The organism is Halopiger djelfimassiliensis (genome assembly GCF_000455365.1).
GTDB lineage: Archaea > Halobacteriota > Halobacteria > Halobacteriales > Natrialbaceae > Halopiger_B > Halopiger_B djelfimassiliensis.
Genome location: NZ_HG315687.1, coordinates 304,156 through 321,422 on the forward strand (window position 1 = coordinate 304,156; position 17,267 = coordinate 321,422).

A 17,267-nucleotide genomic window follows, 5' to 3' on the forward strand; every position below is an offset into this window, starting at 1 on the left:
GTTGAAGCCGCCGACGAACGGATCGAACAACCGGTATTAGGGCATGCCACACGGAGTTGGCGACGGGAAACTTATATCGTCATTCTCGGCGATTTTGTGTGCCGGACATCCGACGCTGTAGCCGTTTCCGTCTCCGTCCCTGCCGCCTTTGTGCGGTGCAAGGATCGCAGCCCACTTACATCCGACCCGATCCTTCCAAATACTGTAATGTGGCCCGCCCGAGTCATTTCCGTACGTGCAGGTGTCCAGTTCGACGTACATCCCTGATCCTTCGCAGGACGAATCGTACGGAAGGTCGATCCCAACACGGTCGACCGATCCCTCGGTCGTGCAGGTTTTCGCACCCCGATGGTACGTCGTTTCGTTACTCGAGCGCATCTCGTGAAGCGCTTGTTCGGAAACGTAACCGGAAACACTAACGTCGTGTCCTGCGATCTCTCCCGAGAACCTCGGGAACGAACCCTCGGAATCGTTTTCGATGATAGCCCAGTCTTGGGCCGAGTTATGCTCCACAACCTCTCCAATGGTATTCCCCTCGTGAGATACTTCGGTCGATGGTGTCGAGGAGCCACAGTCGGTGACCGCGTGGGCACTACACATGAGGTGATCTAGTCCATCTTGTCCAGCGTATTCGACAGCACAGGTAGCGGAATGGCCGTTATCGAGCCTGGATCCGCCCGGAGGCAGATCATACTGGGATGTATCGCACCAATCATCGTTGCACGACGATGTCGGAGAGTGGTATTCGAGTGGCGGTCGATGCCGCATTCCGACATCAACACCGTGATCCGTTTGGGGGACGGCAACGGTATCGGGATCGTGCTTGTGACCGATTTCGATTTCAACCCTGCTAGTAGGTCGGCCGTCGATACGTGTCTCCGCATTAACCACGCTGACACCGGCGATGGCGTCGTGGTCCTCGTACTGATCCGCAAGGTCCTGCATCGCGGTGACTGCCTCCTGTTCCGCTTCCCACCACTTTGTCGGAACCGATTTCCAGCTTACGACTTCATCCCCGTGCTTGACATACGGAATTTTCGTCGTATCGTCGACTGCAGATACGACGGTGGTCATACCCGTCAAACTCGTGATGCCGATCGTACCGAGTACGGTCCGTCTAGCGACGCAATTTCGTTTTCCGTCTTCCGAGTTGGTGTTAGAAACCATACATGACGTGCCTGCTGAATTCCATTAACAATTTCTTATAATTACAACCCGGGAATGTGATCAAAGGTATTATTGGTAATTAGTGATAATAACACAAAGTTAGGATGCAAACGAGACAGTTGATATCACTCCGTTCCAACCGATAAATGAGGCAAAACCCTTAATAAATAATGTATATCATTAATAGATATGTTCGTGAACCGGCGCACCGTACTCGGTAGTGCATCCGGAATCGCGTTCGTTGCTGGTTGTCTCGATCGGGGTTCTAACGAGACGGGCGTGGCGGCCGATGACGACGATGATCGGTCTGATCCTAGCGACAGCGAAGCCCCGACGGCCGAGAACACGTCGTCCGGTGGCCTGAGCGAGACTGAGTTCGAAGAACTGCTCGACGAAGCGGAGTCGATCGACTACGAGACCGTTCACTTTGCACGCACACACGACACGCCGTCCTGGGCGGACCCTGACGATCGGCCGTATGGGAACCTTGAGCTCTACCACTCCGAAGATCACGCCCTCGAAGCGCTTCCGTTCGAGACTACAGCGGCCGATCGGGAAGCAACCCTCGAAACGTTCGTCACAGAGACTGACTTCGAGCGGTCTCGATTGCTATACGTCGTCGCCATCGGCCTCGGGACGAGTGACCTCACGACGACGATCGAGCAGCTTGGACTCAGCGACGGTTGGTTCGTCGGGACGGCGACCTTTCAAAACGGGAAGGTAGGCGATTCGATGGACATGTACGCGTCGACGCTCGTTCGGGCAACGCCAGACCGAGATGCATCGCTTCCCGACCGTGCCGCCATGTTGATCACGTCAATCAACGAGCGGGAAGGTGTCGCCGAATCAAGAGCCGAGTGATACACCCGGATCGGACGTCGTCGGGTCCAAGGCAACGGTCGGATCGGGCAGGCTAAGACCAGCGACCCCGACTACGCGACCGTGACCGATCCCCCGTTCCCCGACTCCCGAAACGTCCTCGAGCCAGATTGTACGCGCTGTCCGGCGCTCGTCGAGTCCCGCGAGCGTATCTCGTGGGGGACCGGGCCGCTCGACGCCAGCGTCGTCGTGGTCGGCGAAGCGCCTGGTGCCGGGAACCCTGATGCCGATCGGTGGCAGGGCGGTAACTGGACCGGAAAGGCCTACACCTCCCGCCACTCCGGCCGCCGCATCCGCCGGCTGCTCGAGCGGATCGGCTACGGCGACGACGCTTACTACACGAACGCGGTGAAGTGTTTCCCGGCGAGCGAGGAGCCGCGCTCCTCGTCGGCGAGCGGTGAAACCGTGAACTCCGACGATCCGCCGAACAACCGCGAGCCGACGCCCGAGGAGCGGGCGAACTGCCGACCACACCTGCTGACCGAACTCGAGACGGTCGATCCGGCGGTCGTCGTTGCGACCGGCAAACACGCGACGAAGACGGTCCTCGCGGCCGAGGATCGCTCCCTCGATGGCTTTCTCGACAGCGTCCTCGAGCCGATCCGCTGTGAGCGACTCGGCGTTTGGCTCCTCCCGATTTTGCACCCCTCGTATCAGGACGTCTGGATCGGCCGCCTCGGACTCGAGCCCGGGGAGTACCGCGTGGAGATCCGGGAGACGCTCGCGGAACTGTGTGACGCGCCGGCGGTCGACGACGACCGGGGAAGCTAAACCGGGGACGTTCTAGTAAGGCAGTATGACCGGTCGCTATCGCCTGACGTCCGTCGAAACCGTCAGAGACGAGGGGTCGTGGCTGTTTACGGTCCGGGACGAACGCGGGTCCGACGAGGAGGTCGTCCTCGTCCCCTGTGTCGATCCGGACCAACCGGCGGTCGAAGCGTGGGTCAACCGCTGTACGCACGAAGCCCAGCGCTTGCACCGCGACGGGATCGGCGCGGTGATCCGGGACGGCGGGATCGTCTGCCCGAAACACGGTTCGATCTTCGATACCTGTTCGGGATACTGCGACAACGGGGAGGCCGCGGAGACGACGCTCGTCTCCGTCGACGTCACCGTCGACGACGGACAGGTCTATCTCACCGACGACGAGGTCGATTTCCTCTACGAGGGTGGGATCGACGACGACGATGACGACGACGGGCCGTCATCGACGTCACATCTCCGGCTCTGAGGGTCCCGCGACCGGCGTTGTACCCCGATCAAGGCGACCGTCACGAGAGCCCGCGAGTAAGCTTCTTACCGCGAGCCGACACATACTCGCGTATGAGTACGATCTTCAGCCAGATCGTCGACGGAGAGATCCCCGCTCGAGTCGTGTACGAAGACGAGACGACGCTCGCGTTTCTGGACGCCAATCCCCTCGCTCCGGGCCACACCCTCGTCATTCCCAAAGACGAGTACGAACGGCTGAACGACGTCCCGGAGGACGTCGCCGAAGACCTCTACGCGACGGTTCATCACCTCGTCCCCGCCGTCGAGGAGGCCGTCGACGCCGACGCCTCGACGGTCGCGTTCAACAACGGCGAGGCGGCGGGTCAGGAGGTCCCGCACGTCCACTGCCATATCGTCCCGCGGTTCGAAGGCGACGGCGGCGGCCCGATCCACGGCGTCGTCGGCGGCCCGGCGGACCTCGAGGACGACGAACTCGACGAGATCGCCGACGACATCGAGTCCCGGACGTAGTTCGGAGACCGACCCGCGACCCCGCTCGGTGCGGCGACGCCGCTGCCGGTTGGCTTTTGTCGTTTGCGTGTGACCCTCGGATATGCTCGGCAATCTCGCCGCCCAGTTCCGGGAGTATCCGGTCGCCACGGCGCTCGAGGTCGGCAGCGTCCTCGTTTGCGTGCTGTTGTTCGTCGGGACGTTCGTCGCGCTCGCGAGCGGGCCGCCGACCGGACGGAGGGTCGGTCCGTGGCTGGCGATCGTCGCCGTCGGTGCGGCGTTCGTCCTGTTCTGGACGGTGCTCGTGCCGCTGTACGAGCGGATCTTTTTGTCGTAGCGGGACACTCGAGGTCGACGGTCAGTCGCTCTCGCAGACGACGTCCCGGAGTTCGTCGAGCAGTTCGGGATGATGCTCGGCGAGAACGTCGACATCCGTCTCTAACTCCTCGATCCGACTCCGGACACGGTGGATCGCCTGATACCGCTTTTCGTCGGAAACGTCGGCTTTTCCGCTGATCTTCTCGCGATCCGCCGTCGTCATAATCGCGCGGTATTTGCTCACGGCGAGTGATCCGGATGCCGGTCACTTCTACATTAGCATCATCGCAACCCAGGTTCGCATCATAGCCAATGGTTTGCTTTAGTGCTAAGTACTAAGTGATCGGAGTCGGATAGCTTACCTGAGAACTCGAGGCACGCCGCGGAAAGGCGGCCGGTGTTGATGGCACCGACGCCTCGGGTTCTCGGAATGCAGCCCGGAGAACCCATGCTAATGGACGGACCTACCGGACTTCAGGATTCCGGCACGACTGCCGAATCGTCTGCCAAACAGGGCGACTGCAACGCGTGGGCGATCGACGACGACCCAACGCGCATTGCCTGCTCGAGCCGAGCGGTCGTTTCGGGTGAGCGCGGATGAGCAACGCGGACGTCGATCTCGAGACGGCCGAATCGCTCGCCCGCGCACGGCTCGCCGAGGCGCTCAGACATCCCGGCGAGTCGACGGGAAGCGACGTCGCCCGGCTTGCGGAACTCGCCGACGCCATCACGACTGCGCTGGAACGCGGCGAGATACCCGAGAAACGCACCGTCGAGGAAGCCCGCTTTCGCGCGGACCGGATCGAAACGCGGCTGGACGAGGTGACGGCACTGTTCGGCTGGCACCCGTGGGACGCGGGCGCGAACTGGGGGTCCCTGCCCGACGACCGACGGGCCGAGATCGAGGACCGCGACTAGGGTGACGATACCGGGAGAGCCGCCGAGGACGACGTCCTCTCGCCCGCTCGAGTCGAAACTCGAGGGAAGAGGAGCTAGATGAGCGTCCCGATGAAGAGATCCCCGTAACAGATCGCGATCACGAGCCCGACGAAGATCGGCACCAGAAACGGCGTCCCCGGCGAGATCCAGACGGTGTCTCGTTTGACGACGGTCTCGAGACCCTCGCGGAGTTCGTCGGGCGTCGTCCCGTAGGCCGTGCCCTCGATGTCGTCGAGGAACGCTTCCGCACCCCACGGATCGTCGTACGCTTTTTCGTCCGTTCCGTCGCCCCGTTCGGAGTCGGAATCGGGCTCGAGAGCCGCCGCGTTCGGTCCGCCGTCGCTGCGGACGTCGGCCGTAACTGCACCGTCCGTCGGCGGATTCGGCTCCGCCGGTAGCGTGGCCGGATCGCGATACCGGTCGGGATGCTCGCGAATGTCCGCGAGCGTAAGCCCCCGCCACCGGAGGTACATCCGCAGGGCGTCGAGATCGAGGCCGCCCCGGGAGAGTCCCGCCGGCGGCTCGAGGAGTCGACCGTGGGCCTCGGGAAGATCCGTCCAGGAGAGGGGCCAGCCGACGAACATGACGGGGGCGATCCGCCCCGCAGCGGCGTTTCTGAGCGCGAGGGCGATCGGAAGCGCGAGGCCGACCAGTACGGCGTTGGTCAGGATGGTAAACGAGAACGTGCCGATCGGGGTCGTCGTCAGGGGCAGCGTCCACGAGCCGACGGTGTACTCGGGAAAGGTCGGGAACAGAAGCGCCAGCACCAAAAGTGCTTTCGCGTCGGCACCGCCGAACCCTCCGAACCACCAGAACAGATACGCGAGCGGGACGACGAACCCCAGACTGATCGCCGTCGGGAGGAGGAACTCGCGGCTCCAGACGGCCGGCGTGGCGTTCCAGGCGACCCACCCGTCCCAGACGAGCAACGCCGCGCCGAGCGCTGCAAGCGGTATCCAGACGGTGCTCGAGACGCGTCTCGTCTTGACGTCGCGAAGGGCGGTCCAGGCGAAGACGGGGATGGCAACGAGCCGCAGGAGATCCGTCGCCGAGGCGATCGCGAGTGACACACGCTGCCCTGTGCAGCGCGGTACCGTTACGTTTTCGGCCTGCCGGTCAGCGGAGTCGCGGCGACCGCGGCCGTCGACGGACGTCGGCCGCTCGAGGTGAAATCGCGCCGATCGAAAGCCGCCGCTCCCGATCGAGCGCAGACAGCAAAAGGGCGTGTGGTGAGTTTAAATGACGCGGTTCTGCAGATAGTCGAGGTGTTTCGCGTTGTAGACGATCTTGACCTCGTCAGTCTCGGCCGAGCCGATGCAGGTCAGCCGGACGTTTTTCTCCTCGACTTCCTCGTCGCTGAGGATCTGCTGCATGTCCATGTCGATCTCGCCCTCCTTGACGATGGCCGCACAGTTCGCACAGGCACCTGCGCGACAGGAGAAGGGCCAGTCGTAGCCCTGGGCCTCGGCTGCTTCGAGGATGTACTCGCCCTCGTTGACTTCGAGGACACCGTAGTCCTCTTCGTCGAGACCGGCGTCTTCGGCCTTCTCGAAGAGGTCGTCGTCGTCCATCTCCCAGCCCTGGTCGTCCAGTACTTCGTAGTTGAGGTATTCTACCGTGGGCATCACTCGGCCGTTCGCGTCCCGCACTGGTATAGCTTGCTGTTCGGTCCTAAATTGTCTTTGAGTCAGAATTGGGAAGTTCGCAGGAAATACTATCTCTATCGGAGATACGTTCGCTAACACGCGTGAAAACGAAACGATCGAACGTGTTCGTGGCTCCCGGACCGTGAACGGCCGCCGATCGAAGCGCCGCTGGAGCGGGACCTGTCGTTTTCGTGGCTACTCGAGGGTGGGCGACTCAGGCCGGAGTCAGGAGGAAAAACGCGTACGCCAACCCGGCGGACGCGGAGGGATCGATAATTCAGAAGGAGGGTCGAAAAAGACGTTTTGGGTCCTCGAGAGGACGTTGGCGTCCCGGGTGCTGTTGACGGCGGGGCGGTCAGAAGTTGAAGATCGGGACGAACTGGAAGGTCAGGTACGCGCCGACCGTCGAGATGATCGGGACGACGTTTTGCATGAGGATGACGCGGGCAGTCGTCGATGGATCGAACAGGTCCGAGGCCCTCGGGATGTCTTCGGGTTCCTCCTCACCGATCTCCGGCGAGGGCTCGCCCTCCGCTTCGGCGGTCAGCGCGCCGACGGAGACGCGGGTCTCCTCCCCGCGGGCCGCCTCCGAGAGCGTCGTCGTACGGGTCGCCCGGCCCCAGCCGAGACCGATGATGCTCATCGTCGCGATCACGACGAAACTCGCGGGGATGCCGATCCAGGAGAGGCCGACGACGATGGTCGAGCTGATGACCGCGACGACGATCGCCGCCGTCAGCGGCAGGTTCGTGATGTCGTTGCCAAGCGTATCCAGCGTGCGTCGAGCGATCGTGAAACAGCCGACCGCGACGGCGGCCGAACCGATGAGGATCAACACCAGCATGTCGGGATCCAGCCCGTAGAGCATCTCGTCGCTCGAGGCCTCCATTCCGAGCAGCGCCAGCATGTCGACGTCGGCACCGTAGATCGGCGCGATGGCGTTGGCGATGTTGCTCGTCCCCGAGGAAAACGCCATCAGACAGCCGATCCCGACGACGACGAACGCGCCGGTGATCTCCCGTCGGGTGGCGTTCGCGCCGAACCGAAGCCGCGGGACGACGCTCGAGCGATCGACGGTGATCATCTCCCGTCCGCCCCGGCTTCCTTCGATGGCGACCCACTCGTTGATCCGCGGGTAGAAATACCGTCCGACGACGCCCGCGACCCAGAAGCCGATGATCGGCGCGACGACCCACCAGACGACGATCTCTCCCAGAACCGCGAGGTCGAGTTCGCCGGTCGCCAGCCCGAGTGCGGAGATGGCACCGACGGCAGTCATTGACGTCGAGGCGGGAACCCCGGCGTAGTTGCCGATGAACAGCGCGCCGCCGATGAAAAAGAGGACGGCGACGTTCGACCGCAGGGTGAAAATCGACGTATCGTGGACGAGTTCCCGGCCGAGCGTGTTGACGACGTTCGGTCCGATGGTAATCGCGCCGACGAAGAAAAACATCGACATCAACCCGGCAGCCATCAGCTTCGTGATCACGTTCGCACCGACGGCCGGTCCGAACGCGGGTCCAGTCGTCGCTCCGCCGATGTTGTAGCCGACGAAGACCGCAACGAGGAGTCCCACGATAAGGAGTACTTCCGTCACGTACGAGGGTTATGTGAGCCGACCCTAAAAAACGCGCCTATTTGCCAGCTCGTTCGAGCAGTTTATACTCCCCAGAAGAACGCGATGCCGAGGACGGTGACGACCGACAGCAGCAACTGTAACGGTGCCCCGATCCGGAAGTAGTCGCCAAAGCGGTAGCCCCCGGGACCGTAGACGAAGAGGTTCGTCTGGTAGCCGATGGGACCCAGAAAGGCGGTGCTGGCCGCGAAGGTCACCGCGAGGACGAACGCGAACGGGTTCGCACCGATCCCCGCCGCCGAGGCCGCCGCGACCGGTAGCAGCAGGACGACGCTTGCGTTGTTGCTGATGACTTCCGTGATGAGTCCCGTCACGAGGTAAAACAGCCACAGGACGACGATCGCTGGCAAGAAACCGGCCGTCGAAACGACCAGATAGGCGAGGTACGCGGCCGCTCCCGTTCCCTCGAGCGCGATTCCGAGGGGTATCACGCCCGCAAGCAGGAAGATGATGTCCCACTCGACGGCGTCGTACAGTTCGTTCGGCTCGAGGACGCCGGTGAGGACCATCGCGACCACGCCCGCAAGCGCCGAGATCAGGATCGGGTAGATCTCGAGGGCGGCGACCGCGACGACGCCGAGCATGATGGCGACGGCGATCGGGGCTTTCTCGGAGCGGTACTCCGGGCGCGGCGGTTCCCGCGCGACGATGACGTCGTCGCCGTGGGAGAGTCGATCGATCGTCTGCGGCGGGGCCTGAACGAGGAGCGTGTCACCGACGGCGAGCCGTCTGCCGACGAGTCGCTCGCCGACGACCGTCCCGTGCCGGCGGAGACCGAGAACGGCCGCGCCGAACTCCTCGCGGAACCGCGTGGGGTCGAGTCGTTCGCCGACGAGCCGCGAATCGAGTGCGACGACCAGTTCCGTGACCAGTCCCTCGCCGTCGTCCTCGGACAGCGCCGCGGCGGAGTCCGGTCGGCCGACCGGCTCCACGCCGGTCGCGTCCTCGAGCGCCGAGATCGCGTCCCGAGCGGTCCGAACGACGAGAACGTCGCCTTCCCGGAGGTGGGTATTCCGCCGCGGCGCGATCGACCGATCCCCCTCGCGGACGACCTGGACGACGTTGATTTCGGATCCGAGCCTGTCAGTTGCGTCGCCGACGGTCGTTCCGATAAGCGGCGAGCCGGGAACGACGGCCACGTCGGCGACGTAGTCTTTGACCGCGTACTCCTCGAGATAGTCGGCACGCGGAGGGACCCGTTCGGGAAGGAGGTAGTGACCGACGAAGATCAGATAGAGGCTGCCGGTAATGACGACGAGCACGCCAAGCTGGGTGAACTCGAACATGGAAAACCGGTGGAGTTCGGGGTAGTCGGCCCCGAGACGGGCGCTGATGTCGCTTGCGAGGATGTTCGTCGAGGTCCCGATGAGCGTCAGCATGCCGCCGACTTGCGAGGCGTACGACAGCGGGATGAGCAGCTTCGACGGCGAGGTGTTGCCGCGGTTGGCAACGTCGGTGACGACCGGGACCAACAGCGCGACCACCGGCGTGTTGTTCAGAAAGCCCGAAACGGGGCTGGTTGCGACGACGGTGGCGAACAGCTGCTTTCGGATGCTGTCGCCCGCGAAGGCGGCCATCCGCCGCCCGAGTTGCTGGACGATCCCGGTTCGGCTGATGCCGCCGCTCAGGATCAACATCGCAAGCACCGTGATCGTCGCCTCGTTTGCGAACCCGGAGATACCGGTGGTCGGATCGATGCCGGTCCAAGGCTCTAACACGACCAGTACGACGATCAACAGGATCGCGGTTACGTCGATCGGCAGCCGTTCCGTCACGAAGAGCACGATCGCGACGACGACGACGCCCAGTACTACCATGGCGTCGGTCGTCAGTTCGGGCTGGGCCGCCGGTTCCTGAACGAGCGGCGCACGGACCGACATGGGACGGGCCACGCCGGCCAAACATGTAACAATTCTGCGCGAAATCCGGACAGTACCGTACCGATGGTCGTTCGTGACCGTCCCGGCGTGTCGCCCGCCGAAACCGTCGCCTTTACTCGCACCGATCGCGCCCGTACGCGTATGAACGATAGCAACGGCGGGTTCGAGGTCATTCCGGCGGTCGACGTTCAGGACGGCGAGGTCGTCCAGCTCGTTCAGGGTGAACGCGGGACGGAAACGACTTACGGCGATCCGGTCGAGGCGGCCCGGCGGTGGGTCGATGCCGGGGCGAAGACGCTGCATCTCGTCGACCTCGACGGCGCGTTCGAGGGCGAACGGGCGAACGACGACGCGATCGACGCCGTTATCGAAGCCGTCGACGTTCCGACGCAACTCGGCGGCGGCATTCGAACGGCAGCCGACGCGATCGAGTTGCTCGAGCGAGGCGTCGACCGCGTCATCCTCGGGACCGCTGCGGTCGAGAATCCCGACATCGTCGCCGAAATCAGTGCGGCTCACCCCGACAGCGTGGTCGTCAGCCTCGACGCGAAAGACGGCGAGGTCGTCGTCGAGGGTTGGACCGAAGGAACCGGCGTTTCGCCCGTCGAGGCCGCCGAACGCTACGAAGAACTGGGTGCGGCCGCAATCCTGTTTACCAACGTCGACGTCGAGGGCCGACTCGAGGGCGTCGCGACCGACCCCGTCCGTGAACTGGTCGCGGCGACCGATATTCCCGTCGTCGCAAGCGGCGGCGTGGCGACGCTCGAGGACGTACGGGCACTCGCGTCGGCCGGCGCGGCCGCGGTCGTCGTCGGCAGCGCGCTGTACGAGGGGAATTTCACGCTCGCGCAGGCTCAGGCTGCACTCGAGGAGTAAGCGACCGGTTTCGGAGAATCGGTTCCCATCCCGCTCTTCGGTCGGCGGGCTTCGGTCCGTTCGATCCCGGGGGACGATTCCTCGAGGACGATACGATCCGGAACCGGTGTGAATCGTTCAGGCGTGAAACCCAGTTGGAGGGCCGATAGCGGTTGCGGGGGAGGGACACCGCGACACAGAGGGGTTCACCGCTGATTGTAGCCGTGACCGACGTAGAGGGCGAGGGCGTTGATCGTGAGAAGGCCGAGGAACGTGAGCGTCACGCCCGGATCGCCGAGACCCTGTGCAAGCAACGGAAGGTGGACGAAGGGCAACGCGATGGCGACCCAGAACGAGAGGAACTGTGCCGGGCCTTTGACTGAACGGACGACGCGACTGGTTCCTGCGTCCGGCTGGGCATCGGCGTCAGGGCTCGACGGAGGGATCGATTCGTTCGAGAGCGGGGAGGGATTGGACATCGGTCGCGAGTCACCTCTTCTTATCCACGACATTCACCCTGAACATCATATAAGGGGTCGAAGATTGGTGTCGTTTCGGTCCGTTTCACTCCGACAATATCAGAAGAGGTACCTTTTTTGGCGTGTTGAGAGTTGTTTAGAAATTTTATAGCCGTCTTTGAGGTCGTAATCCGTATCTGTTCCCTGAGACTGGTCACGATCTTCCAGACGGGGTCGTTCGTCCAGCAGACCGGGTCCGACCCGAGCGCAACCGCCTTGTATCGAGGGTGCGATCGGTTCCACATGAGCGATCGAACGGCGACGGTGACACGGGAGACGGCCGAGACGTCGATCGAGTGTGCGGTGACGGTAGACGGCTCCGGAACGGCCACGGTCGATACCGGGATCGGCTTTTTCGACCACATGCTGACGTCGTTCGCCAAGCACGGCCTGTTCGACCTCGAGATCGACTGTGACGGCGATCTCGGAGTTGACGACCATCACACGGTCGAGGACGTGGCGATCGTCCTGGGGACCGCCTTCGATCGGGCGCTGGGTGATCGTGCGGGTATCGTCCGGTATGCCGATCGCCGGGTGCCACTCGACGAGGCCGTCGCCGGTGCCGTCGTCGACGTCAGCGGCCGTCCGCGGTTTTACTTCGACGGCACCTTCTCTCAGGCGTCGGTCGGGGAGTTCACGAGCGACATGGCGCGTCACTTCGGCGAGTCGCTGGCGATGAACGCGGGCCTGACGCTGCATCTCACCGTCGACGGCCGAAACGCCCACCACGAGGTCGAGGCGCTGTTCAAGGCGCTGGCCCGAACGCTCGACGACGCGACCCGGCTCGACGAGCGCCGGGAGGGGACGCCGAGTACGAAAGGAACCCTCTAGTCGTCGACGAGCGGCCACGTGAGCGGTTCGTCACCGCTTTCGTCCTCGAGCAGCCGTTCGGTCCCGTCGTGGGTCTCGATGTCGCCGTCCTCGAGACCCGGATTGATCGCCTCGATCGCGTCCGGATCGACTTTTTCGGTCACGTCGAACGTCGTCACGGGCGAGAGAACGCCCCACATCGCGCCGACGGCATGGAGCACGACCGCGACCGGCGTCGCGAGGATCAGTACCGGCCACAGCAGCGGTCGTGCGCGATAGGCCCGGAGACCACAGCAGGTGTACCCGATCAGAACGACGCCGAGCAGGGCCGAAACGGTTCCGAGCAGGTGCGATGCGCCACCGACCCCGGGTGTGGCGACGCTCCCCAGAAACGCGATCGGAACCAGCGGCGAGCAGGCCCAAGCGTAAATCCGAGTGGCGTACAGCGGTCGGTAGGACCGCGGGAGGATCGTCCCGTCCCGCACTGACCCGGAGATCCAGCGGCGTCGCTGCCCGAACATCGCCCGGAGTGACGGCGGTGCCTGATTTCTAAAGCGGGCGTCGACGAGCCGAAACGTCAGTCCGTGTTTCCGTGCCGCCCGCCACACGAAGTTCGTATCCTCCGTGATCGTCTCGACGTCCCAGCCGATCCGGTTCTCGAGGTCGTTTCGGACGGCCACGCCGCCGCCCCACGTGTACAGCGGGTATCGGAGCCGGTGGAAGGCGTACTGTTCGAACTGGTAGCCGACGCGGAACACCTCACAGCAGTACGCGAGCCACGACCCGGTGTAGATCGGCCGCTCGGTGAACTGGACGATGTCCGCGTCGGGGAGACCGGTGAAGTCGGTGACGAGGGTATCCTCGTCGAGATACAGGACGTATTCACGGTCACACTGGAGGGTTCGACTGGCCCACTCGAGGGCTCGTCCTTTGTTCGTCGCCGTACACTCGAAGGAATCGGGGACGACGTGGACCCTCGCGCCGTCGACCGCGATCGGCCGCTCGGCGATCACGCGAACGTCGTCGACGGCGTCGGGAACCGTATCGACGGTCCCCTGAACGACGCGTTCGGCGTCGATCGTGAGAACTCGGACCTGCACGTCCTCGAGCCCCCACTCGCGGTCCGTTTCGTCGGTGTGCCAGCCGCGAGCTAACACGAGCACCTCGAACACCCACCACAGAACTGAGAGAGCGTACGGAACGAGCCAGAGGCCGACCAGCACGAAGGCAATCGTTGCGGCGGACGCCGCCGGGATCGCATCGAACACTCACGAACGAATGACCGACCAGCAAGTATCGGTTTCGCTTCCGCCGGGAACGGTGGCGAGGCGATGACCCGTTTCGCCCTCCCACTCGGCAGCGACGACCGGTGTCAGGGTCGGCGGAGTTTCCCTCGCTTCTCGACGAACTCGCCGTCCTCGATCGCGTGGTCGATGATCGCTTCGACGGCCTCGCTCTCGAGGTCGTAGGCACCCGCTGCTAGGTCCTCGACGGCGCTTCGCTCCATGGGAAACTCCCGATTTCGAAGCAACCGGACGACCTTGCCGTAGGCCCGCGGCGGCGTGGCGTCGGCCGTTTCCGATTGGTGGGGAGACGGCTCGCGAGCCTGCTCCTGCTTCACTGTCTCGTTTGCGCCGTCGACCGTTTCGCCCGCCGTGGACGCGGCCACGTCGTTGTCGAAGGAGATCCCGGTCCCAGCACCGCTGTCGCGTTCTCGCTCGGGACCGCGTTCCGGGTCCGGGGCGTCGTCGTCCGCGGTCGATTCCGACGGGTCGGTCCCCGTCGAAACGGTCGCGTTCGAGTTGGACGTTCGCGAGCGGTTCTGCGTCGAGTCGTCCGCCGACGTGACGACGCCGGCTCCGTCGTCGCCCGGCGTCGGCTTCGCGTCGGCGTCGTCATCGGGGTCGATCCGGGCGAGCAACGGCTCCAGCAGGCTCTCGAGTCGATCCTTGCAGTCGGGACAGAGCACGACGCGACGCTGCTGGGCCTCCGTCGGCTCGAGTTCGGGCGGCAGTACCTCGAAGGTGCCGGTGGCCTCGCCGTCACAGAAATCACAGCTCCGAAGTGCGCGCATACACGATTCTACCGCCCCGACCCCTAAAAACGTCCGTCAGACGGGGTACGAACTCGAGCTCCGATCCCGATCGGGAAGACCGTCCCCGAGAGCGACGATCACCGGACATTATACCGAGGCGTGCATAGACTCCGCAACGAATGTTCGACGAGATCATGGAGAAGTTCGAGGGATCACCGAGTCAGCAGGCTGTCATCCGGCTGCTGCTCGAGCGGGGCTTCTCCGTCAACGACGACGGTCGCGTGGTGTCCGGCGGTATCGAGATTCCCAACACCGGAATCGCCCGCGAGATCGATGTCGATCGCCGCGTCGTCGATTCGACGACCGACGTTATCCTCGACGATCCCGAACTGCGCCGTATCTTCCAGAACATCTCGCAGGTGCCGAGTCTGATGGATCTCGCACCCGTGTTGGATCTCACCGTCCTCTCGATTACTCCCGACGACCCCGAACGCGAGGGGATCGTCGCCGGCGTGACCGGAACGCTCGCCGACAACGGCATCTCGATCCGCCAGACGATCAGCGAGGATCCGGAGTTTACCGACGAACCACAGCTGTATCTGATCACCGATCAGGAGCTTCCGGGCGAGGTCATCACCGAAATCCGCGCGCTCGAGTACGTTCGCAAGATCGAGATTCAGTAACGCGCGGTCGCAAGCGCCGCGACGGCGACGAGCGCGTTCGATGGCCTAGCCGCCCGAGCGACCGTCACCGCTCGGTTCGCCTATCGTCTCGAGGACGGTCGTGAGCGCGCACGTGAGTTCTTCGAACCGGTCGATCGACATATCGTCGGTCGTCACCCAGACGCCGTGACCGTCGTCGATGACACGCGTCAAGAACCCGTTCTCGAACATCCGGATCGTCGCCTCGTACTCGCCGAGTTGCGTGTTGCGGTAGGCCGATTGCGAGCGAAACCCCATGCGCTCGTGTTCCGCGAATCCGACGAGGTCGGCGGTTCGTTCGAGGTCCGAACGCAGATACACCTGAACGACGTCGGCGTCGGTGAAGTAGGTAATACTGCGGAGTTCGTCGCCGACGGAGGTCCGACAGACGCTGATCAGTTCGTCCGCCGCTTCGGGCTCGAGTTCGGCCGCCATATCGGTACCAACTATAGCGAGAACAAATAGCCTACGGGGCGGTATCCTCCGAAGGGATCGGCGGCGGTCGGCCCCAGCGCGGTCGACCGGTCGACCGATGGTCTCTTTTCGCCGGCCGGCGTAGCCTCTCGCATGGTTGACGGTGGACGCGGCGACGCTTTTGAGGTGGCCGGCGACGCGCGGTCCCGACGCGGTGAGTGGCTGTGAGCCGAACCTATCGGACGCTCGCCGAGCCGGCGACCGCGGAGTTCGTCGTGCAGGGTTCGGAATTTATCGGCCACGCCCGTCCCGTCACGTCCGTCGCGGACGCGGACGCGTTCGTCGAGGCCGTCGCCGAGGAGTACGCCGACGCGACCCACAACGTCCCGGCTTACCGGGTGCGGGCCGATGCCGACGGCGATTTCCTGCGGGAGTACTCGAGCGACGACGGCGAACCCTCGGGATCGGCGGGGAAGCCGGCGCTGAACGTCCTCACACAGCGGGATCTCGAGAACTGCGCGGTCGTCGTCACCCGGTACTACGGCGGGACGAACCTCGGGGTCGGCGGACTCGTTCGGGCCTACTCCCGTGCGGTGAAGGATGCGGTCGACCGTGCGGGCGTTATCGAGGACCGACCCCACGAACAGGTGTCGATCACCGTCGCGTACGACGACTCCGGAACCGTGCGGGGCATTCTCGAAAGCGAGGGCTACGAGTTCGATGCCGAATACGAGGCCGAAGTTACCTTCGACGTCCGCGTGCCGTGTGCGGACGTCGACGCGTTTCGTGATCGGCTCCGGAGCGCGACGAGCGACCGGGCGGACCTCTCGTGACTGGTTAGGTGCGTTTCGTCGGTCGCGGAAGCCGCTGCTCGAGCGCCGCGAGGACGTCGTCGGGGGCCTCGAGTTCGTCGCGTTCGAAGCGCACGTCGAAGGGACCGCGATCGAGGACGAGTTCGCCCTCGCGAAGGCGGACGTGAGCGACGTCGTCGAGCGGAACGACCGTTTTCGCGTACGGCCGTTGCTTGACGAGTCCGTGCTCGTGAACGCGGATCTCGGGCGCTGTGCCCGTCTCGCCGATGCGAAAGCGCCCTTCGATGAGCCCGGAGACGAGCCAGCAGAGGGCGACTCCGGTCCAGACGAGCGCGGCGAACCAGTCCCCCTCGAACGCGTTCATCGCACCCAGAACCGTCCACCCGGCGAACACGATCCCGTCCAGTAGCGGTCGGCGCGGGGGTTGCCACCGGCAGGTGACGAGCGGTTCGTCCCCCGTTACGGTTTCGGCGTAGCGGGTCGCCGCCATCGTCGCGGTGACGTAGCCGGCGAGGACGACGACGATCGCCGAGCCGAGCGCGACGAGGCCGACGGCTTCCTCGAGTCGGCCGAACAGCGATGCGAGGCTGACGGCGACGAGCGGAACCGCCGGAAGGGCGACCGTCGCCTTCCGGAGACGGGACCGGCCGAGCCGAGTCGAAAGGGCGGGGTTACGGCTCGCGGCGACGTGTCCAACGCCGGCCCCAAGCAGGGACGCGACGAGCGACGCGCCGACGAGTGCGGTCACGGGCGCGTTCGTTGCGGCGGCGACGGTAACCGCAAGCGCCGCGAGGGAGACACCGACGGAGCCGGCGACGGCGCGTCGAAACGCCGCGTCGGACGTCGGCTCGTCGGCATCGGGCGAGGGACGGGCAGTCATACGTGAGGTATTCGACGGCGCGCGCAAAAAGTATAGCGGTAGTGACCAGTTCCTC

The 17,267-nt window shown here is 64.3% G+C and carries 21 protein-coding genes; 10 read left to right on the forward strand and 11 right to left on the reverse strand.

What is annotated here, in order from left to right; genetic code table 11:
* Positions 1–36: 36 nt before the first annotated feature.
* Positions 37–1,074 carry a hypothetical protein gene (locus TX80_RS19160; RefSeq protein ID WP_154658693.1) on the reverse strand — a complete coding sequence of 346 codons (1,038 nt, stop codon included), beginning with the start codon at positions 1,072–1,074 and terminating at the stop codon, positions 37–39.
* A 282-nt stretch (positions 1,075–1,356) separates the two neighbouring features.
* Between TX80_RS19160 and TX80_RS16915 the strand changes: the two genes are divergently transcribed.
* The 5 genes from TX80_RS16915 (at position 1,357) to TX80_RS16935 (ending at position 4,105) form a co-directional block, all read left to right on the forward strand.
* The gene (locus tag TX80_RS16915; protein ID WP_154658694.1) at positions 1,357–2,028 is read left to right on the forward strand and encodes a hypothetical protein; all 672 of its coding nucleotides are present in this window, start codon (positions 1,357–1,359) and stop codon (positions 2,026–2,028) included.
* A gap of 81 nt (positions 2,029–2,109) precedes the next feature.
* On the forward strand, positions 2,110–2,817 hold the full coding sequence (locus TX80_RS16920; RefSeq protein ID WP_230198763.1) for a uracil-DNA glycosylase: 708 nt from the start codon (positions 2,110–2,112) through the stop codon (positions 2,815–2,817).
* A 25-nt stretch (positions 2,818–2,842) separates the two neighbouring features.
* A complete protein-coding gene (locus TX80_RS16925; protein WP_049924438.1) occupies positions 2,843–3,277 on the forward strand; it encodes a Rieske (2Fe-2S) protein in 435 nt (144 codons plus the stop codon).
* A 92-nt stretch (positions 3,278–3,369) separates the two neighbouring features.
* Positions 3,370–3,789 (forward strand): HIT family protein, encoded by a 420-nt coding sequence (locus tag TX80_RS16930; RefSeq protein WP_049924439.1) that lies wholly within the window; start codon positions 3,370–3,372, stop codon positions 3,787–3,789.
* An 82-nt stretch (positions 3,790–3,871) separates the two neighbouring features.
* Complete coding sequence (locus tag TX80_RS16935; protein WP_049924440.1) at positions 3,872–4,105, forward strand: hypothetical protein; 234 nt, start codon at positions 3,872–3,874, stop codon at positions 4,103–4,105.
* A gap of 21 nt (positions 4,106–4,126) precedes the next feature.
* Here TX80_RS16935 and TX80_RS16940 read toward each other — a convergent pair whose 3' ends face one another.
* Positions 4,127–4,330 carry a hypothetical protein gene (locus TX80_RS16940; RefSeq protein ID WP_394324886.1) on the reverse strand — a complete coding sequence of 68 codons (204 nt, stop codon included), beginning with the start codon at positions 4,328–4,330 and terminating at the stop codon, positions 4,127–4,129.
* Between the two features lie 353 nt (positions 4,331–4,683).
* Between TX80_RS16940 and TX80_RS16945 the strand changes: the two genes are divergently transcribed.
* The gene (locus tag TX80_RS16945; protein WP_049924442.1) at positions 4,684–5,004 is read left to right on the forward strand and encodes a hypothetical protein; all 321 of its coding nucleotides are present in this window, start codon (positions 4,684–4,686) and stop codon (positions 5,002–5,004) included.
* Between the two features lie 74 nt (positions 5,005–5,078).
* On the opposite strand, the gene TX80_RS16950 is transcribed toward TX80_RS16945, so the two are convergent.
* The 4 genes from TX80_RS16950 to TX80_RS16965 all read right to left on the reverse strand — a co-directional run bounded on the left by TX80_RS16950 (position 5,079) and on the right by TX80_RS16965 (position 10,187).
* Complete coding sequence (locus TX80_RS16950; RefSeq protein ID WP_049924443.1) at positions 5,079–6,095, reverse strand: A24 family peptidase C-terminal domain-containing protein; 1,017 nt, start codon at positions 6,093–6,095, stop codon at positions 5,079–5,081.
* A 165-nt stretch (positions 6,096–6,260) separates the two neighbouring features.
* Entirely contained in the window at positions 6,261–6,650 is a 390-nt protein-coding gene (gene fer / locus TX80_RS16955; protein WP_049924547.1) for a ferredoxin Fer, read from the reverse strand.
* A 376-nt stretch (positions 6,651–7,026) separates the two neighbouring features.
* Complete coding sequence (locus TX80_RS16960) at positions 7,027–8,268, reverse strand: inorganic phosphate transporter (protein ID WP_049924444.1); 1,242 nt, start codon at positions 8,266–8,268, stop codon at positions 7,027–7,029.
* A gap of 62 nt (positions 8,269–8,330) precedes the next feature.
* Complete coding sequence (locus TX80_RS16965; RefSeq protein ID WP_049924445.1) at positions 8,331–10,187, reverse strand: SLC13 family permease; 1,857 nt, start codon at positions 10,185–10,187, stop codon at positions 8,331–8,333.
* Between the two features lie 141 nt (positions 10,188–10,328).
* On the opposite strand from TX80_RS16965, the gene hisA reads away from it, so the two are divergent.
* Complete coding sequence (gene hisA, locus TX80_RS16970; RefSeq protein WP_049924549.1) at positions 10,329–11,063, forward strand: 1-(5-phosphoribosyl)-5-[(5-phosphoribosylamino)methylideneamino]imidazole-4-carboxamide isomerase; 735 nt, start codon at positions 10,329–10,331, stop codon at positions 11,061–11,063.
* Between the two features lie 185 nt (positions 11,064–11,248).
* Here hisA and TX80_RS16975 read toward each other — a convergent pair whose 3' ends face one another.
* The gene (locus tag TX80_RS16975; protein ID WP_049924446.1) at positions 11,249–11,521 is read right to left on the reverse strand and encodes a hypothetical protein; all 273 of its coding nucleotides are present in this window, start codon (positions 11,519–11,521) and stop codon (positions 11,249–11,251) included.
* Between the two features lie 282 nt (positions 11,522–11,803).
* Here TX80_RS16975 and hisB point away from each other — a divergent pair, with 282 nt between their 5' ends.
* Entirely contained in the window at positions 11,804–12,391 is a 588-nt protein-coding gene (hisB, locus tag TX80_RS16980) for an imidazoleglycerol-phosphate dehydratase HisB (protein ID WP_049924447.1), read from the forward strand.
* Here hisB and TX80_RS16985 read toward each other — a convergent pair.
* Together TX80_RS16985 and TX80_RS16990 are read right to left on the reverse strand one after the other, a co-directional pair.
* A complete protein-coding gene (locus TX80_RS16985; RefSeq protein ID WP_230198764.1) occupies positions 12,388–13,638 on the reverse strand; it encodes a glycosyltransferase family 2 protein in 1,251 nt (416 codons plus the stop codon). The genes hisB and TX80_RS16985 overlap by 4 nt on opposite strands.
* 104 nt (positions 13,639–13,742) lie before the next feature.
* A complete protein-coding gene (locus tag TX80_RS16990; protein WP_049924448.1) occupies positions 13,743–14,444 on the reverse strand; it encodes a hypothetical protein in 702 nt (233 codons plus the stop codon).
* Positions 14,445–14,584: 140 nt separating this feature from the next.
* Here TX80_RS16990 and TX80_RS16995 point away from each other — a divergent pair, with 140 nt between their 5' ends.
* Positions 14,585–15,088: an amino acid-binding protein gene (locus TX80_RS16995; RefSeq protein WP_049924449.1), complete on the forward strand. Its 504-nt coding sequence runs from the start codon at positions 14,585–14,587 to the stop codon at positions 15,086–15,088.
* 45 nt (positions 15,089–15,133) lie between these two features.
* Here TX80_RS16995 and TX80_RS17000 read toward each other — a convergent pair whose 3' ends face one another.
* On the reverse strand, positions 15,134–15,541 hold the full coding sequence (locus TX80_RS17000) for a DUF7522 family protein (protein WP_049924451.1): 408 nt from the start codon (positions 15,539–15,541) through the stop codon (positions 15,134–15,136).
* A 203-nt stretch (positions 15,542–15,744) separates the two neighbouring features.
* On the opposite strand from TX80_RS17000, the gene TX80_RS17005 reads away from it, so the two are divergent.
* Positions 15,745–16,353 carry an IMPACT family protein gene (locus tag TX80_RS17005; protein ID WP_049924452.1) on the forward strand — a complete coding sequence of 203 codons (609 nt, stop codon included), beginning with the start codon at positions 15,745–15,747 and terminating at the stop codon, positions 16,351–16,353.
* Positions 16,354–16,357: 4 nt separating this feature from the next.
* Here TX80_RS17005 and TX80_RS17010 read toward each other — a convergent pair whose 3' ends face one another.
* Positions 16,358–17,212, reverse strand: a complete 855-nt coding sequence (locus TX80_RS17010) for a hypothetical protein (RefSeq protein ID WP_049924453.1) — start codon at positions 17,210–17,212, stop codon at positions 16,358–16,360.
* Positions 17,213–17,267: the final 55 nt, after the last annotated feature.

What these genes read in the sequence shown, in the direction of transcription:
- TX80_RS16925 (WP_049924438.1), top strand. Translation starts at nt 2,843, where the DNA reads ATGACCGGTCGCTATCGCCTGACGTCCGTCGAAACCGTCAGAGACGAG.
- TX80_RS16935 (WP_049924440.1), top strand. Translation starts at nt 3,872, where the DNA reads ATGCTCGGCAATCTCGCCGCCCAGTTCCGGGAGTATCCGGTCGCCACG.
- hisA (WP_049924549.1), top strand. Translation starts at nt 10,329, where the DNA reads ATGAACGATAGCAACGGCGGGTTCGAGGTCATTCCGGCGGTCGACGTT.
- TX80_RS19160 (WP_154658693.1), bottom strand. Translation starts at nt 1,074, where the DNA reads ATGACCACCGTCGTATCTGCAGTCGACGATACGACGAAAATTCCGTAT.
- TX80_RS16995 (WP_049924449.1), top strand. Translation starts at nt 14,585, where the DNA reads ATGTTCGACGAGATCATGGAGAAGTTCGAGGGATCACCGAGTCAGCAG.
- TX80_RS16915 (WP_154658694.1), top strand. Translation starts at nt 1,357, where the DNA reads ATGTTCGTGAACCGGCGCACCGTACTCGGTAGTGCATCCGGAATCGCG.
- TX80_RS16965 (WP_049924445.1), bottom strand. Translation starts at nt 10,187, where the DNA reads ATGTCGGTCCGTGCGCCGCTCGTTCAGGAACCGGCGGCCCAGCCCGAA.
- hisB (WP_049924447.1), top strand. Translation starts at nt 11,804, where the DNA reads ATGAGCGATCGAACGGCGACGGTGACACGGGAGACGGCCGAGACGTCG.
- TX80_RS16930 (WP_049924439.1), top strand. Translation starts at nt 3,370, where the DNA reads ATGAGTACGATCTTCAGCCAGATCGTCGACGGAGAGATCCCCGCTCGA.
- TX80_RS16990 (WP_049924448.1), bottom strand. Translation starts at nt 14,444, where the DNA reads ATGCGCGCACTTCGGAGCTGTGATTTCTGTGACGGCGAGGCCACCGGC.
- TX80_RS17010 (WP_049924453.1), bottom strand. Translation starts at nt 17,212, where the DNA reads ATGACTGCCCGTCCCTCGCCCGATGCCGACGAGCCGACGTCCGACGCG.
- TX80_RS16945 (WP_049924442.1), top strand. Translation starts at nt 4,684, where the DNA reads ATGAGCAACGCGGACGTCGATCTCGAGACGGCCGAATCGCTCGCCCGC.
- TX80_RS17000 (WP_049924451.1), bottom strand. Translation starts at nt 15,541, where the DNA reads ATGGCGGCCGAACTCGAGCCCGAAGCGGCGGACGAACTGATCAGCGTC.
- fer (WP_049924547.1), bottom strand. Translation starts at nt 6,650, where the DNA reads ATGCCCACGGTAGAATACCTCAACTACGAAGTACTGGACGACCAGGGC.
- TX80_RS16975 (WP_049924446.1), bottom strand. Translation starts at nt 11,521, where the DNA reads ATGTCCAATCCCTCCCCGCTCTCGAACGAATCGATCCCTCCGTCGAGC.